The sequence below is a fragment of the Actinomadura livida genome (genome assembly GCF_014648675.1).
Taxonomy (GTDB): Bacteria; Actinomycetota; Actinomycetes; order Streptosporangiales; family Streptosporangiaceae; genus Spirillospora; species Spirillospora livida.
The window spans coordinates 76,092-90,188 of sequence record NZ_BMRO01000014.1; the positions used below are offsets into that span (position 1 = coordinate 76,092).

A 14,097-nucleotide genomic window follows, 5' to 3' on the forward strand; every position below is an offset into this window, starting at 1 on the left:
GGGCGCGCACCGTGCACGATGGGAAACATGCGTCCCATTGATCAGCAGACCGTTCTCATCACCGGCGCGACCGACGGGCTGGGCCGCGCTCTGGCTGCGCGACTCGTCACCGACCCCGCCTTGGACGACATCTCCGGCCGCTTCTACAACGGCCTCAAGGAGGCTCGCGCGGACGCCCAGGCATACGACCCCGACGCCCGCGCCCGCCTTAGGGACCTCTCCGAGCAGCTCACCTCTCCCTGAGTCGCCGGAAGAACGCCCTGACGTCACCGGTCAGCAACTCCGGTGCCTCTACGGCCGGGAAGTGCCCGCCACGGTCGAACTCCGTCCAGTGGGCTACGTCGTAGACCCGCTCTACGAGGCTCCTCACCGGTCGGACGAGATCGTGCGCGAACACCGCCACGCCCAGGGGGACCGGACATGGGTCCGGTGGGCCGCCCCGCGCGGCGTTCTCCTTGTGCAGCCTGGCCGACGACCCGGCCGTGCCCGTGAGCCAGTAGAGCATCACCGTCGTGAGCAGCCGGTCATCGTCGATGCCGCTCGCCGGGTCGGTCCACTCCGTGACCTTGTCGGCGATCCACGCGAGCTGGCCGACGGGGGAGTCGGTCAGTGCGTACGCCACGGTCTGCGGACGCGTCGCCTGCATCTGCCAGTACCCGGCGGGGCTGGCCAGGTACGCCTTCTGCCGCTCCAGCCGCTCCTGGTCGTCCTCCGAAAGCCGAACGGCACCGTCCCCCGGCGGCGGCGAGCCGATGTAGTTGAGGTGGACACCGATGACCCGGTCGCTGGCAACGGCGCCAAGCGCACTGGAAATCGGCCAGCCCCAATCGCCGCCCTGCGCGCCGTACCGCTCGTAGCCGAGCCTGTCCATAAGCACGGCCCAGGCACGGGCGATGCGGTTCACGCCCCACCCGGGCTCACGCGTCGGCCCGGACAGGGTGAAACCGGGCAGGGTCGGGATCACCACGTGGAACGCGTCCTTTGGATCACCACCGTGGGCCCTGGGGTCGGTGAGCGGGCCGATCACGTCCAGGAAGTCGGCGACCGTGCTCGGCCACCCGTGTGTGATGATCAGCGGCAGCGCGTCCGGTTCCGGCGACCGCACGTGGACGAAGTGGACGTTCGTCCCGTCGATCTCCGTCGTGAACTGCGGAAACGCGTTGAGCGCGGCCTCCCGCCCCCGCCAGTCGAACGTCGTGCGCCAGTGCGCGGCCAGTTCCTTCACCCGGGCGAGCGGGATGCCGTGGTCCCAGCCGATGCCGGGGAGCTCCTCCGGCCACCGCGTGCGGTCGAGCCGCTCGGCGAGGTCGTCGAGATCCTCCTGCGGGACGTCCAGGTGGAACGACACGATCTCAGGCATTCGCCACCTCCCAGATAGGACGGGCCTCCACCCGCGAGAGCCGCCAGCCGTACGCCGTACGCGCGGCCTTCAGTTCGTAGCGCTCGCCCAGCAGACGCGGACCTTCTTCCTTCGCGAAGACGACAAGGAGGTTCGCGCCGATCGCGGCTTGGTCGCCGTCCACCTCGATCAGCGGGTCGGTGATGAAGTGCTGGGTCGGCACCCGGTGGTTCCGGCGCGCCTGCTCGACGAGAGCGTCAACGCCTTTCGCGACGCCGCCCGGGGTGTGGACCTCCGCGTCCTCGGCGAAGAGACCGCGCCCGTCACCGGGACTCTGCTCGTCCAGCCACCGCCCCAGCCTGCTGACCAGAACGGACAGCTCGTGTCGATCGTCCATGGCTCCTCAATCATTGGTCGGGCCAACATTGGTACAACCAACAATACATACCGTTGGCCTCACCAACAACCTGCGTAGACTGACCGCATGCACAAGGCCGACGCCCGTACACCCGACCGCCTCCGGCGCACCGCGAGCTGGTTGATCAACCTGGCGTCCACGCACAGCCACCGCCTGGTCAGCGAGGGGTTCGCCGCCGCCGGAGCCCGCGGCTACCACTACCGGCTGCTCGCCGCCCTCGACGAGTACGGGCCGTCCAGCCAGGCCGCCCTCGGTCGGCACACCGGCATCGACCGCAGCGACGTCGTCGCCGCCCTGAACGAACTCGCCGCCAAGGCCCTGATCGACCGCTCCCCCGACCCGTCCGACCGGCGCCGCAACGTCATCACCCTCACCCCGGCCGGCGCCCGCCACCTGGACGAACTGCAGAAGGTCGTGGACCGCATCCAGGACGACCTCCTGGCACCCCTCACCCCCGCCGAACGCGACCAGCTCACCGCCCTGCTGGCCCGCGTCACCGACCACCACGCCAAGAGCCGCCCATGATCCGCCTCGTCGAACTCCCCACCGCCACGATGACCGCCCTCCTGAACGGCGACCTGACCACGGCGAGCACCACGGCCGGGGTGCCCCTCACCGACTACTTCGTCACCGACGAGGCGAAGGCTCTCTGGCGCTTCCGCCTCGACCAGCTCGCCCGCGAACCGGGACACGCCCCCTGGATCGTCCGGGCAGCCGTGGCGGAGCCCGACGGCGTGGTCGTGGGCCACGCCGGCTTCCACGGCGCTCCGACCGCGGACGGCCGGGTCGAGGTCGCCTACTCCGTCGACCCGGCCCACCGCCGCCGCGGACACGCCCGCGCGATGCTCGCCGCCCTCCTGGCCCGCGCCGATGCCGAACCTTCGGTCACGACCGTCCGCGCGTCGATCAGTCCGGACAACGCCGCGTCACTGGCGACGATCGCGGGCCACGGCTTCGTCCACGTCGGCGAGCAATGGGACGAGCAGGACGGCCGCGAACTCCTCTTCGACCGCCCCGCCCACTGACCTCAGCCGCCGGCGGTGAGCAGGGTCTTGCCGAACGCGGTGCGCCCCTCGATGACCGCATGCGCCGCCCCGGCCTGCTCCAGCGGGAACGTCTGCCCGATGACCGGTGCGACCGCCCCCGCGGCGGCCTCGCGCAATGCCTGCCCGACATACCGCATGCGGTCACGGTCGGCCAGCTGCACGGCCTCGATCCCCGTCACCGCCACACCCCGCTCGTCCGCGGTCCGCCGGTCGATGCTGGCGAAACGCCCGCTGGGCGTGCCATGGGCGGAGAACCGTCCTCCGCGAGCGGCGAGCGTGAATGCGGTCTCCCCGAGCGCGCCGCCGACGTTGTCCAGGACGACGTCCGCACCGTGCTCGCCGAACACCGCCCGCGCCTGCTCGACCCAGTCGGGCTGAGCGGAGTCGATCACGGCGTCGGGGCCGAGTTGCGCGACCCGCTCCAGCTTCGCGCCACGGGCGACCGCGACCACACTCGCCGCACGGGCCCGCGCGAGCTGCAAGCACAGCAACCCGAGGCCGCCGCTCGCCCCGACCACGAGCACGCGATCCTGCGGACCGACCTTCGTCACGTCGAACAGCGCGAGCGCGGTCACTCCGTCATGCAACAGGCCCGCAGCCACCGTGAGGTCGACCTCGTCGGGCACCACCGCCATCGCCTCGACCGCTACTACGGCACGATCGGCGTAACCGCCTTCACCCCCGGTGTGCGCCACCACTCTCTGACCGCGAAACCCCGGGTCGACTCCCGCGCCCACCTGCACGACCCGGCCGGCGACCCCGTTTCCGGGCACATAGGGCGGACGCATCGGCCAGTAGTCCTGACCGGCCCCTGAGCGCACCATCGTCTCCAGCCACAACGTGTCGATCACCTCCACGCCGACCAGGACCTCTCCGGCACCCGGCTCAGGATCAGGCGTCTCGACCACCTGGAACACTTCCGGACCACCGAACTCCGACACCACCGCTGCACGCACCGCACCCACACTCCGTCCTGTTATTCGTCCCACCAGGGCGACTCCCTCGCGGTGCCCGCTACGCTAAAACCTCAACATTTGTTGAAGTCAAGCGCCGTGGAGGTCATCGTGCAGCCGTACCTGACGGTCGGAGAACTGGCTCGCGCCGCCGGAGTGGCCGCCTCAGCCGTGCGGTTCTACGAGACCCATGGCCTGCTGACCAGCGAACGCACCGCGGGCAATCAGCGCCGGTTCCGAGAGCCGGACGTCTGCCGGACCAAGGTCATCCGCGTGGCCCAACGCGTCGGGCTGTCCATCGCGGAGATCAAGACGATGTTCCACGAGCTCCCCGCCGATCCGGCCGTCGCCGACTGGGAGCGGCTGACCGAGCGCCTCATGGCGGAGGCCGACGACCGGATACGCCAACTGCGCAGCGTCCTGGACGACATCGCAAGCGGCGAACCACTATGCGAACTCCAGCCGGCCGCCACCTGACCCGAACCGGCTCACCGAAGCTCGGCCCACGTGACCTTCCCGCCCTCGTTGAGGGGACGGACGCCCCACGCCCGCACGAGCTCCGCCATCAGCGCCAGCCCCCGCCCGGACGTCGCGGCGCAGTCGTCGGGCTGGATCGCGGGCCGTCCCTCACCGCCGTCCCACACCTCCACGACGACGAGGCCGTCGCGCTCGCCGCGGAGCACCCGCACGACGATCGGCGGCTTCCCGTGCCGGTAGGCGTTGGTGACCAGCTCGCAGACGACGAGCCGCCCCACGTAGTCGTCGCCGATCCCCCACTCCGCGAACCGCGCGGCAAGAAACCGCCGCGCCACCCGCGGAGCCTGATCAGTCGCATCGAGCACAAGCGTGGAGACCTCGGAGACACATGCAGTTCGCATCGCGACAACCCTCGACGTTCGGACCTGTGTGAACTACGCCACAGAGTCACGTCATCACGCTAAGTTCGCACGTGTACACAGTGCAGCCGGAACAACACGGAACGCGGAGGCTCCCCCCATGGCCACCAACGCGCCCCCCAATCCCAAGGACAGCATGTGGGCCTTCATCGCCTACTACCTGCGCTTCTGCCGCACCCAGCGAAGCCTCTCCGGCGAAGCCACGGGACGCCTCATCAACGCGAGCAAGGCGACCGTTTCACGCATAGAAAACGGCGTCGACCGCCTGGACGGGCAACGCGCGGCCCTGCTGGACAAGGCTTGGGAGACGGGCGGCGTGTTCTCCCTGCTCGTCTGGTACGCCAGCATCGGCCACGACCCGCAGTGGCTCGCCCAACTCTCGACCTTCGAACAACGGGCCCGCATCATTCGGGTCTTCGAGCCGCTCCTGATCTCCGGCCTCCTCCAAACTGAGGAGTACGCCCGAGCGCTTCTGACAGGTGGAGGCACGCCTGACCCCGAGCCGTTCGTGACGGAGCGGATGCAACGCCAAGGCGTTCTCGACCAGGCGTTCGTCATGCTGCTGCTCAGCGAGGCCACTTTGAGGTGGCCGGTCGGAAGCCCCCGGATCATGCGCGACCAGCTCGTACACCTTCTCGAGGTCGCCGAGCGGCCGAACATTGTTCTCCATGTGATCCCCCAGACATTCGAGACCGGCGCCTATCCAGGACTGGATGGTGGTCTCAAACTCGTGACGGGGGATGATTTCGGTGAGGTGGCCTATACCGAGTCGATGGGCGGGGGGCGGCTTATATCGTCTCCGGGAGAGGTCGCAGCGATGGCAATCAGGTTCGCGCGGATCAGTGCTAAGGCTCTCCCCGAGCACCAGTCCACGGAGCTGATCAAGACGGCTATGGAGGCCTATAGTGAAGACGACGTGGCGAAAGAGCAGTCACAGCGGAACACAGGGTGGAAGTGACTGTGTCGAAGTCGGCCGCTTCCCTGACTCCATCGCCATCCGAGACTCCAAGAACCCGGACGGCCCCGAACTGCGCGTCACGCGTGAGACCTTCCGGACCCTAATGGCGGGCCTCAAGCGTTGACCCAAGCCCCTGGGCGGGCGGTTCGTGGGAGAGTGGCGGGATGCCTGGCGCGCGGTATGGGATGGATGCGCCCTATGGGTTCGGCTTCGTGGGCCTGGTGGTGCTGGGGTTCTGGGTGACCGGGCTGGTGATGGCGGTCACCGCCGATCTGGCCGCCGCGCTGCCCGCGCTGGTCTCCGGCACCCTGCTGGCGGGATGCCTGGCCCTGAGCCTGCACGCCACGCTGCGCGGCAAGTTCCTGGTCTGGCGGGACGTGCTGGACGAGCTGGACCTGCGCGGCGACGAACGGCTGCTCGACCTCGGCTGCGGACGCGGCGCCGTCCTGCTGGCCGCCGCCCGGCGCCTCCCGCGGGGCCGGGCGGTCGGCGTGGACCTGTGGCGCGGACGGGACCAGTCCGGCAACAACCCGGCGGCGACCCTGCGCAACGCCCGCGCCGAAGGCGTCGCCGACCGCGTCCACGTGCAAGGGGGTGACCTGCGCAGACTCCCGTACGCGGAGGCGAGCTTCGACCTGGTCGTGTCCAGCCTGACGGTGCACACCATCTTCGGCGCGGACGCCCGCGCCCAGGCGGTCACCGAGGCGTACCGGGTGCTGCGGCCGGGCGGCCGCCTGCTGATCGCCGACCTGGCGCGGACCCCCCGCGAGTACGCCGCGGTGCTGGACCGGCTGAACGCCCAGGACATCCGCGTGCGCGGCCTCGGCTGGCGCGCGTGGTGGGGCAGTCCGTGGGTCCCGACCCGCCTGCTCACCGCCCGCAAACCGGCCACCCCTTGAACACACTCTCCGGCATGATCCAGGCCCCATGGTCACCCGGTGTCCCGCGGCCGCCCGCCGTTGGCGGCCGCTGCTAGGTGAGGGCGGCGACGCCCTGATATTCGGCTCGGGGTGCCTGGCCGGTCACCTCGTATTCGAGGAGCAGCAGGCCGTTCGGGGTGGCCTCGTGGCCGCGCAGGCGGAGCCCGGACGGGGTGCCCGCGCGAGTCAGCAGCCGCCGGCCGCTTCGCAGGACCGCGGGGGCGACCACCAGGCGGAGCGTGTCCACGAGACCCGCTTCCAGTAGCGAATCGCCGAGGCGCGAGCTGCCATGAATCTGGAGTTCCCGGCCCGGCCGTGCCTTCAGGTCGGTGACCGCCTGGACCGCGTCGCCCTTGAGGACGGTCGTGGGGTTCCAGGTCCCTTCGGTGAGGGTGTTCGTCACGACGTACTTCGGCAGGGTGTTCATCCGCTCGGCGAACGGGTCGGCCGGGTCGGTGATCTGCGGCCAGTCGCGGGCGAAAGCCTCGTAGGTCCGCCGTCCGAGCAGGAGGCCGTCGGCGAGGTCGAGCCAGTCCGAGGCGCGCCTCACGAAGGCCGGGTCCATGTGCGGGACGAGCCAGCCGCCGCGGGCGAACCCGTCGCTGGTGTCCTCGTCCGGCGAGCCGGGGCCCTGGCTGACCCCGTCGAGCGTGACGAACTCCGTAATGACGATCTTCATCGGGTGCCTTCCACGTGTGCTGCGAGCTGGGCGGCGACCGTCCCCCAGCCGTCGGCGAATCCGAGCTTGTCGTGCTGCGCGCGGGCCTCGGGGGTCCCGTGCCGGACGACGATCCGGTAGTCCGTGCCGTCCGGGTGGTCGGTCAGCGTGATCGTGGCGGTCATCGCGACCGGTTCGGGCCTCGCGGGGCGCCAGGCGCTGTCGATCGCGTTGGTGAACACCAGCCGCTCCACCTCGTCGATGGCGACGAAGCACGCGTCCATGTGCGGGACGTACTCGGCCCCGTCGTCGCTGAGGCTCGTCACGAACGCGCCGCCGGGGCGCACGTCCAGGCGGTCGACCCGGCACAGCGAAGGCGCCGGGGTCCACCACCGCGCGAGCTGGGATGGATCGGTCCAAGCGCTCCAAATGGCCGCGCGCGGGGCACGGATGACGCGCTCCAGGGCTAGGTCGAGGTCGGGATCGAAAGTCATGTCCGGTTCTCCTCCGGATCGGTGACGAGCTGTTCCAGCCGGTCGGTGCGGCCTTCCCAGATCCGGCGCTGCTCCGCGAGCCAGTCGTCCACCAGCGCGAGCCGCTCCCGGTTGAGCACGCAGGTGCGCACCCGGCCGGACTTGACCGTGCGGATGAGGTCGTTCGCCTCCAGGGTCCGCACGTGCTTCATGAACGAGGGCAGCGTCATGGGGAACTCGCGGGCGAGGTCGCCGACGCTCGCGGGCCCGAGGCCGAGCCGCCGGACGACCTCGCGCCGCGTCGGGTCGGCCAGGGCGACGAACACCCCGTCGAGCTGCGCCGAATACTGTGCCATACGGCTAAGTATGCACGCTCGCAACAGTTAGCGCAACGGCTAAGTGTTCGACGCGCGGCGAGATCGACATGGCCCGGGAGCTCGCCGGTGACCGCGTCGTCAGCGTGAACGCCGGCGACGTGGGCGGCCAGGCCCTCGCGGCCGGGCTGGTGGACGAGGTGGCGATGGACATCGTGCCGGTGGTGTTCGGGTCGGGCAAACGCTACTTCGGCGGCATCGCCGGGCAGCATCTGCTGGAGGATCCCGCCGTGGTCATCCAGGGGGACGGGGTGCTCCACCTGAAGTTCAAGGTGCGCCGCTAGCGCGGCGCCACGGCCGCGCCGCCGCCTCAGGCGGTCTGGTGGAGTTGGATCAGGTTGCCGCAGGTGTCGTCCAGGACGGCCGTGGACACCGCGCCCATGTCGGTGGGTTCCTGGACGAAGCGCACGCCCAGCCCGCGCAGGCGGTCGTACTCGGCCTTGACGTCGTCCACGGTGAACGACGTGTACGGGATGCCGTCCGCCACCAGGGCCTCCTTGAACGGCTTCACCGCCGGGTGGCCGCTCGGTTCGAGCACCAGCTCGGGGCCGTCCGGCGCCTGCGGGGACACGACGGTCAGCCAACGGGCCCCGCCCATCGGAATGTCCTGCTTCTTCACGAAGCCCAGCACTTCGGTGTAGAAGCGCAGCGCCTTCTCCTGGTCGTCGACGAGCACGCTCGCCAGGTCGATCCTCATGCCGGTCCCCTCTCCCCGTCCGCGTCACCGTCACGGCCGCCGGACGTCCTGAGCCACCGCTCGACGATCGGTTCGAGCGGCCGCGGGTTGATGTAGTGAAACTTTTGACGCGCTCCCCGGCCTGAAGGGCCGGGGATTCAGCCTGTGCCGCGCGTGCGGCACTTCTGCGGCTTCCTGTTTCACCGGGTCCCGCCCTGCGCTATGCGGCGGGTCTTACGGTCCCTCCGCAGGCGTTTAACCTCTCCGCCCGTCCGGCGGCGAGGATGTTCTTGGCAGCGTTGGCATCGCGGTCGTGGACCGCACCGCACACGCACGCCCATTCGCGGGTGTTCAGCGGCATCGACTCGGCCACGGCCCCGCACTCCGAGCAGAGCTTCGAGGAGGGGAACCAGCGGTCCACCTTCGCAAACGTGCGGCCGTGCCGTTCGGCCTTGTACTCCAGCATCGCGAGGAACTGGGACCAGCCCGCGTCGTGTACGGACTTGGCCAGCCGGGTGCGGGCGAGACCGTTCACCGCGAGGTCCTCCACGTAGACCGCTTGGTTGTCGCGGATCAACTCAGTGGAGAGCTTGTGGTGATAGTCCCGCCGCGCATCACTGACGCGCGTATGCAGCCGCGCGACCCGCGCGACCGCCTTCCGCCGGTTCGCTGAGCCCTTCTGCTTACGGGACAGCGCCTGCTGCGCCTTGCGGAGGCGGCGTTCGACGCGGTGCAGGAACTTGGGGCTGGTGATCTTCCGGCCGTCCGACAGCACCGCGAAATGTGTCAACCCCAGATCGATCCCGACCTCGGCCGCCGCCTCCGGCAACGGCTCGTCGGCCGTCTCGACCACGAACGACGCGAAATAACGACCGGCAGAGTCCTTGATCACCGTCACCGACGACGGCTCGGACGGCAGGCCCCGCGACCACCGCACCCGCACGTCCCCGATCTTCGGCAGGCGCAGCTTCCCGCCCGCCGTGATCGAGAAGCGGGCGTTGCGGGTGAAGCGGATCGCCTGCCGGTTGTCCTTGCGGGACCGGAACCGGGGCGGGGCGATGCCAGGGCCCTTGCGCGTGCCGGACAGCGAAGCGAACAAGTTCCGGTAGGCGGTGTTCAGGTCGGCCAGCGCCTGCTGTAGTACCACCGCCGACACCTCGCCCAGCCAGGCGCGTTCGGGTGTCTTCTTCGCCTCGGTGATGACCCGCTTCGACAGCTCGCCGTCTGGCAGGTGCGGCAGGCCGGCAGCGCGGGCTTCCCGCCGTGCGCGCAGCCCGTCGTTGAACACCACCCGGGCGCACCCGAACGCGCGGGCCAGCGCGGCACGCTGAGGCGGGGCCGGGTAAAGGCGGAAGTTGTACCGGAGTTGCACGCCATGAACCTACCATTGGCTTATGGCCAAGTAAGGAGACATCACAACCGGCAGAAACTGTGTTTTCGCCCTAAATGCCCATTTGGTTTTTGTCACCAAGTTCCGGAATCGGGTGTTCACCGGCATCCACCTGGAGCGCATGGAGCAGATCATGCGGAACGTGTGCGCTGATTTCGAGTGCGAGCTGGCGGAGTTCAACGGCGAGAGCAACCACGTCCACCTGCTGGTGGACTTCCCGCCGAAGGTCGCCCTATCCCACCTGGTCAACTCGCTGAAAGGTGTGTCTTCCCGGCGGCTGCGACAGGAGTTCCCCGAGCTGGCCCGCCACTACTATCGGGCCAACAAGTTGTGGTCGGGTTCCTACTTCACCGGGAGTGTGGGCGGCGCCCCGATCAGCGTCCTGCGCCAGTACATCGAGCAGCAGAACCGCCCGGTCTGAGCCGGACAGGCGCCCTCGAGAACGTCGAGGTGCTGCGAGATCGCCTGCCGCGACGAGCCGAACTGGTGCTTGGTCGTCAGGCGGGCGCAGATCTCGAAGAGCGTCTGGCCGTTCCGGTCCGTCAGTTCGTCAAGGATGATCCGCCGCGTGGGGTCGGCGAGGGCCTTGAAGACGTCTCCCACACCCGGAGCGATAGGCAAGCTGCTACTTTGCATGTCAACCTTGTCCAGGGCCGACGCCGTCGAATCAGGCCGCGTGGGAGAAGTCCTTGGACAACGCGACCTGGGAACACGACTTCGACATGGTCTACACACGAGTCACCTGATCAGGCACCCGCCACCATCACCGGGACCGTCAGGGCTATCAGGGCGGTCAGGATCCACAGGGCCGGGGCCGAGCCCAGGATCTGGTCGCGGCGGGCTGCGGCGCGGGCCGCCTCCAGGTCGTTGCGGGCCAGCCACCACGGGTTCTCCCGATGCTCCAGCCACGCGAGGACGGCTCCCAGCGCACCCCCGTACGCGAGGTGGCCGATCAGGCTCGCGAAGTCCGCGGCGATCGTGGGGGCCGTCCACCAGAGCGGGACGCCCAGCGTCGCGGGCATCAGGGTCAGCCCGCCGAACACCCACCAGAAGAACCCGTACGAAAGCCCCCAGCCGACGCCGGAGACCATGTCGTAGCCGCGTCCGCGGAACAGCAGCGCGTACGACACGCCGATGCCCTGGGCGATGAGGAGATGGACGACCCATCCGGCCGCGTCGCCGTCCGCGCCGACGAGCTTCGCCACCGTGGGCAGCACGTCCACCGCGCCCCACACGAAACCGAACAGGACGCCGCCGACCAGCCCGGACAGCGCGCCGTACCCGACGACGCGCAGGCCGCGCGTGCCGACCGCGCGGGTCCGGAGCCGCACATCGTCCACGAACAGCGCGCGGGCGAGGGAGCCCAGCCAGCCGCAGACGGCCGCGATCCCGGCGCCCGCCAGCAGGTACGGCGGCAGCGTGGTCGTCGCCTCCGCCACGGCGGCCTCCGACCAGTCGAGGCGGCCCTCGTCCAGCAGCGGCGCGAAGGTCAGACCCGCCACGATCCACCACAGGAAACCGTAGGCGGTGCCTCGGACGATCGCCGGGCCGGTGCCCTCCACGCGGCCGGTGAACACGAGCGGGTACCCGACCCCCATCGCGAGCGCGACGGCCGGGAGCCAGCCGAGCCGCTCACCGGCGGTGACGGCGAGGACGCCGCCGACGATCCCGGCGGCGAGCAGGCCGCGCAGCAGCGTCCGCGGCCGCAGGTGGTCCGCGGCGACGGACCGGCCGTCCCGCTGCAGCAGCGCGAACACCACCGCGGTCACCGCGCCGTAGTACAGATGGCCGAACAGGCTGGGCAGGGCCCCCTGCGCCGCGTCCAGGCTCCACGTCATCGGCGTCCCGGACAGCAGCGGAAGCAGCGTCAGCGTCCCGAGGAACCACCAGAACATCCCGTAGGCCAGGCCCCAGAACAGCAGCTCGCTCGACCGGATCCGCTGGTGCGCCGCGAGCAGCCCGAACACGGCGCCCACCCCGACCGAGATCAGCATGTTCAGCACGAAACCGATCCACGGCGCCCCCGACCCGGCGAGCACCGCCACGTCCGGGAGCGTGCCCAGCGACACCATCGCCGCGCCCCACACCATGCCCCCGGCCGCGCCCGCGAACGCGCCCGCCGGTGCGCCGCGCCCGGAGAACACCGGCCCCCGGACCGCCTCCGCCGTCATCGCGCACCCCTTCCGGGCAGCGCCGCCGGCGCGTCGGCGGGCGGGCCGGTGACGACGATGTCGCGCGGGAACGCCGCGTCCAGGACCCAGTCGAGCAGGACGCGGACCCGCCGCTCCACCCCCGGCAGCTTCGCGAGATAGATCCCGCGCCACAGCAGCCAGGCGCTCAGCCCGGAGAAGGGACGGCCGCGGATCTCCCCGGCGGCGGTGCGGTGGCCCAGCGCGACGAACGTCCCGAGGGTCGTGAACCGGAACGGGCGGGGCCGCTGCCCCCGCAGCACGGCGGCGATGTTGTCGGCGACCGCCTTGCCCTCGCGCATCGCGTGCTGCGCGGTCGGCGGGTAGAGCGCGCCGTCCTCCGCGGGGATCTGCGCGCAGTCGCCGATCGCCCAGACGCGGTCCATCTCGAACGCGCGGAGCGTCCGGTCGACGAGGACCGCGTCGCGGCGGCCGGTCTCGCCGGGCAGGGTCCGCAGCATCGGGTTCGGCTGGTTGCCGGCCGTCCACACGAAGGTCGCCGTCTCGATCACCTCGCCGGTGTCGAGGTGCACGCTCCGGCCGGTCGCGCCCGTCGCGCGGACGCCCAGCCGGAACTCGATGCCGCGGGACCGCAGCTTCTCCAGCGCGTACGCGCCCAGCCGCTCCGACAATTCAGGCAGGATCCGCTGATCCGAGTGGACGAGGACGAAACGCGGCTCGTCCGGGTCGATCGCGGGATAGAAGTGCAGCACGTCATGGGTGAGGTCGTACAGCTCGGCGACCGACTCCGTCCCGGCGAACCCGCCGCCCGCGACGACGAACGTCAGCAGCCGCCTCCGCTCCGCCGGATCGGCCTCCTGGTCGGCGCGCTCCAGCAGCCCCAGCACCCGTTCCCGCAGCCGCACCGCGTCCCCGAGCGACTTCAACGTCAGCGCGTTCTCCGCCACACCCGGCAGGTCCGGAAAGAACGGAACGGACCCGACCGCGAGCACCAGATGCTCGTACCCGACCTGCTCGCCCCCCGCCTCCAGGACGACCCGCCGCCGCGCGACGTCCACACCCGCGACCCGCCCGTGCCGGAACCTCGTGTGGGACGCCGCGGCCCGCACAGGCGAGCTGATGTGCTGCGCCTCCAGCCCACCCGACGCGACCTCCGCGAGCATCGGCGTGAACAGCAGGTAGTTCGAGTCACTGATCAGCGTCACGTCGACGCGATGGCCCCGCAGGTTCAGCCGCTCGAACCGGCGCGCGGCGCTGACCCCGCCGAACCCGCCCCCGACGATCACGACCCGCGGCGCCGGCGCCTTCGGCTTGTCCGGACGCTCGCGATACCCCCGCATGGCGAGGTGGAACAGCATCCCCGCAAGCGTCCCCTGGAGCAGCGAACCGACCAGTTCCGGGTACAGCGCCGTGGCCGCGTCCACCGTCCAGGTCGGCGTGCCGCCCCGGGTCCACGGTTCCAGGCTCAGCCACCACACCGTCCAGCCGAGCACCCCGAGCAGCAGCCCGCCCGCGGCCGACACCGCCGGACCGGACGGCCGCCGCCCGACGAACGCGCCGAGCAACTGCCCGATGACCGCCGCGTACAGGGCGAACACCGCCCACCCGAACGTGCCGTGGGACGCCAGGAGGCCCTGCCCGCCCATCAGCCCCCCGACCGCGAGCCCCGACACCAGCCCGCAGCCCATGCCGATGAGCACCCTGACGCCGCCCCCCGGCGCCGTTGGCCCCTGCTCCCGAAGCCGCATGTCACCTCACCGTCCCCCGCGGCCGTGGGGCGGGGCCGCCCGCTCGCCGCCCCGTCCCGACTCGCCCCGGGACCGCGCCGGCCGTCGCCCCGCGAACC

At 70.7% G+C, this 14,097-nt stretch carries 20 protein-coding genes and 1 pseudogene; 9 read left to right on the top strand and 12 right to left on the bottom strand.

Translation table 11 applies throughout. The features are described 5' to 3' along the window. Positions 1 to 27: 27 nt before the first annotated feature. The gene (locus tag IEZ03_RS29320; RefSeq protein ID WP_184890133.1) at positions 28 to 243 is read left to right on the top strand and encodes a hypothetical protein; all 216 of its coding nucleotides are present in this window, start codon (positions 28 to 30) and stop codon (positions 241 to 243) included. On the opposite strand, the gene IEZ03_RS29325 is transcribed toward IEZ03_RS29320, so the two are convergent. Next, the gene (locus IEZ03_RS29325) at positions 230 to 1,360 is read right to left on the bottom strand and encodes an epoxide hydrolase family protein (protein WP_184890134.1); all 1,131 of its coding nucleotides are present in this window, start codon (positions 1,358 to 1,360) and stop codon (positions 230 to 232) included. The genes IEZ03_RS29320 and IEZ03_RS29325 overlap by 14 nt on opposite strands. Next, positions 1,353 to 1,736 (bottom strand): nuclear transport factor 2 family protein, encoded by a 384-nt coding sequence (locus tag IEZ03_RS29330; RefSeq protein WP_184890135.1) that lies wholly within the window; start codon positions 1,734 to 1,736, stop codon positions 1,353 to 1,355. The genes IEZ03_RS29325 and IEZ03_RS29330 overlap by 8 nt, the downstream gene beginning before the upstream one ends. Before the next feature lie 87 nt (positions 1,737 to 1,823). Between IEZ03_RS29330 and IEZ03_RS29335 the strand changes: the two genes are divergently transcribed. Further along, a complete protein-coding gene (locus IEZ03_RS29335; RefSeq protein ID WP_184890136.1) occupies positions 1,824 to 2,282 on the top strand; it encodes a MarR family winged helix-turn-helix transcriptional regulator in 459 nt (152 codons plus the stop codon). Next, positions 2,279 to 2,782, top strand: a complete 504-nt coding sequence (locus tag IEZ03_RS29340) for a GNAT family N-acetyltransferase (RefSeq protein WP_221480942.1) — start codon at positions 2,279 to 2,281, stop codon at positions 2,780 to 2,782. The genes IEZ03_RS29335 and IEZ03_RS29340 overlap by 4 nt, the downstream gene beginning before the upstream one ends. A 2-nt stretch (positions 2,783 to 2,784) precedes the next feature. Here IEZ03_RS29340 and IEZ03_RS29345 read toward each other — a convergent pair whose 3' ends face one another. After that, positions 2,785 to 3,768 (bottom strand): zinc-binding dehydrogenase, encoded by a 984-nt coding sequence (locus IEZ03_RS29345; RefSeq protein WP_229808659.1) that lies wholly within the window; start codon positions 3,766 to 3,768, stop codon positions 2,785 to 2,787. A 69-nt stretch (positions 3,769 to 3,837) separates the two neighbouring features. Here IEZ03_RS29345 and IEZ03_RS29350 point away from each other — a divergent pair, with 69 nt between their 5' ends. Continuing rightward, on the top strand, positions 3,838 to 4,233 hold the full coding sequence (locus tag IEZ03_RS29350; protein ID WP_221480943.1) for a MerR family transcriptional regulator: 396 nt from the start codon (positions 3,838 to 3,840) through the stop codon (positions 4,231 to 4,233). Between the two features lie 11 nt (positions 4,234 to 4,244). Here the strand turns inward: IEZ03_RS29350 and IEZ03_RS29355 are convergent, their stop codons facing one another. Beyond that, entirely contained in the window at positions 4,245 to 4,568 is a 324-nt protein-coding gene (locus IEZ03_RS29355) for an ATP-binding protein (RefSeq protein WP_184890137.1), read from the bottom strand. 184 nt (positions 4,569 to 4,752) lie between these two features. On the opposite strand from IEZ03_RS29355, the gene IEZ03_RS29360 reads away from it, so the two are divergent. From IEZ03_RS29360 to IEZ03_RS29370, 3 genes are all read left to right on the top strand, one after another. Further along, on the top strand, positions 4,753 to 5,610 hold the full coding sequence (locus IEZ03_RS29360; RefSeq protein WP_184890138.1) for a helix-turn-helix domain-containing protein: 858 nt from the start codon (positions 4,753 to 4,755) through the stop codon (positions 5,608 to 5,610). Next, on the top strand, positions 5,558 to 5,734 hold the full coding sequence (locus IEZ03_RS29365; protein WP_229808660.1) for a DUF397 domain-containing protein: 177 nt from the start codon (positions 5,558 to 5,560) through the stop codon (positions 5,732 to 5,734). The genes IEZ03_RS29360 and IEZ03_RS29365 overlap by 53 nt, the downstream gene beginning before the upstream one ends. 61 nt (positions 5,735 to 5,795) lie before the next feature. Beyond that, a complete protein-coding gene (locus tag IEZ03_RS29370; protein WP_221480945.1) occupies positions 5,796 to 6,509 on the top strand; it encodes a class I SAM-dependent methyltransferase in 714 nt (237 codons plus the stop codon). A gap of 73 nt (positions 6,510 to 6,582) precedes the next feature. Here IEZ03_RS29370 and IEZ03_RS29375 read toward each other — a convergent pair whose 3' ends face one another. The 3 genes from IEZ03_RS29375 to IEZ03_RS29385 are packed head-to-tail and all read right to left on the bottom strand — an operon-like array spanning position 6,583 to position 8,017. Further along, complete coding sequence (locus IEZ03_RS29375) at positions 6,583 to 7,209, bottom strand: dihydrofolate reductase family protein (protein ID WP_184890140.1); 627 nt, start codon at positions 7,207 to 7,209, stop codon at positions 6,583 to 6,585. After that, a complete protein-coding gene (locus IEZ03_RS29380; RefSeq protein ID WP_184890141.1) occupies positions 7,206 to 7,682 on the bottom strand; it encodes an SRPBCC domain-containing protein in 477 nt (158 codons plus the stop codon). Before IEZ03_RS29380 ends, IEZ03_RS29375 begins: the two co-directional genes overlap by 4 nt. Beyond that, positions 7,679 to 8,017 carry an ArsR/SmtB family transcription factor gene (locus tag IEZ03_RS29385; RefSeq protein ID WP_131954496.1) on the bottom strand — a complete coding sequence of 113 codons (339 nt, stop codon included), beginning with the start codon at positions 8,015 to 8,017 and terminating at the stop codon, positions 7,679 to 7,681. The genes IEZ03_RS29380 and IEZ03_RS29385 overlap by 4 nt, the downstream gene beginning before the upstream one ends. Positions 8,018 to 8,085: 68 nt before the next feature. On the opposite strand from IEZ03_RS29385, the gene IEZ03_RS29390 reads away from it, so the two are divergent. After that, positions 8,086 to 8,319 (top strand): dihydrofolate reductase family protein, encoded by a 234-nt coding sequence (locus IEZ03_RS29390; protein ID WP_221480946.1) that lies wholly within the window; start codon positions 8,086 to 8,088, stop codon positions 8,317 to 8,319. A 26-nt stretch (positions 8,320 to 8,345) separates the two neighbouring features. Here IEZ03_RS29390 and IEZ03_RS29395 read toward each other — a convergent pair whose 3' ends face one another. Both IEZ03_RS29395 and IEZ03_RS29400 read right to left on the bottom strand, forming a co-directional pair. Next, positions 8,346 to 8,732 carry a VOC family protein gene (locus tag IEZ03_RS29395; protein ID WP_184890142.1) on the bottom strand — a complete coding sequence of 129 codons (387 nt, stop codon included), beginning with the start codon at positions 8,730 to 8,732 and terminating at the stop codon, positions 8,346 to 8,348. Between the two features lie 199 nt (positions 8,733 to 8,931). After that, positions 8,932 to 10,083, bottom strand: coding sequence for an RNA-guided endonuclease InsQ/TnpB family protein (locus IEZ03_RS29400; protein ID WP_184890143.1), 1,152 nt, complete (start codon positions 10,081 to 10,083; stop codon positions 8,932 to 8,934). A 40-nt stretch (positions 10,084 to 10,123) separates the two neighbouring features. On the opposite strand from IEZ03_RS29400, the gene tnpA reads away from it, so the two are divergent. Continuing rightward, positions 10,124 to 10,522 (top strand): IS200/IS605 family transposase, encoded by a 399-nt coding sequence (gene tnpA / locus IEZ03_RS29405; protein WP_184891012.1) that lies wholly within the window; start codon positions 10,124 to 10,126, stop codon positions 10,520 to 10,522. Positions 10,523 to 10,530: 8 nt separating this feature from the next. Here the strand turns inward: tnpA and IEZ03_RS29410 are convergent. The 3 genes and pseudogenes from IEZ03_RS29410 to IEZ03_RS29420 form a co-directional block, all read right to left on the bottom strand. After that, a pseudogene (locus IEZ03_RS29410) lies at positions 10,531 to 10,737 on the bottom strand (winged helix-turn-helix domain-containing protein); the annotation flags it as partial. Between the two features lie 110 nt (positions 10,738 to 10,847). Continuing rightward, positions 10,848 to 12,272 carry a hypothetical protein gene (locus IEZ03_RS29415; RefSeq protein ID WP_184890144.1) on the bottom strand — a complete coding sequence of 475 codons (1,425 nt, stop codon included), beginning with the start codon at positions 12,270 to 12,272 and terminating at the stop codon, positions 10,848 to 10,850. Beyond that, positions 12,269 to 13,999 carry an NAD(P)/FAD-dependent oxidoreductase gene (locus IEZ03_RS29420; protein ID WP_184890145.1) on the bottom strand — a complete coding sequence of 577 codons (1,731 nt, stop codon included), beginning with the start codon at positions 13,997 to 13,999 and terminating at the stop codon, positions 12,269 to 12,271. The genes IEZ03_RS29415 and IEZ03_RS29420 overlap by 4 nt, the downstream gene beginning before the upstream one ends. Positions 14,000 to 14,097 lie beyond the last annotated feature (98 nt).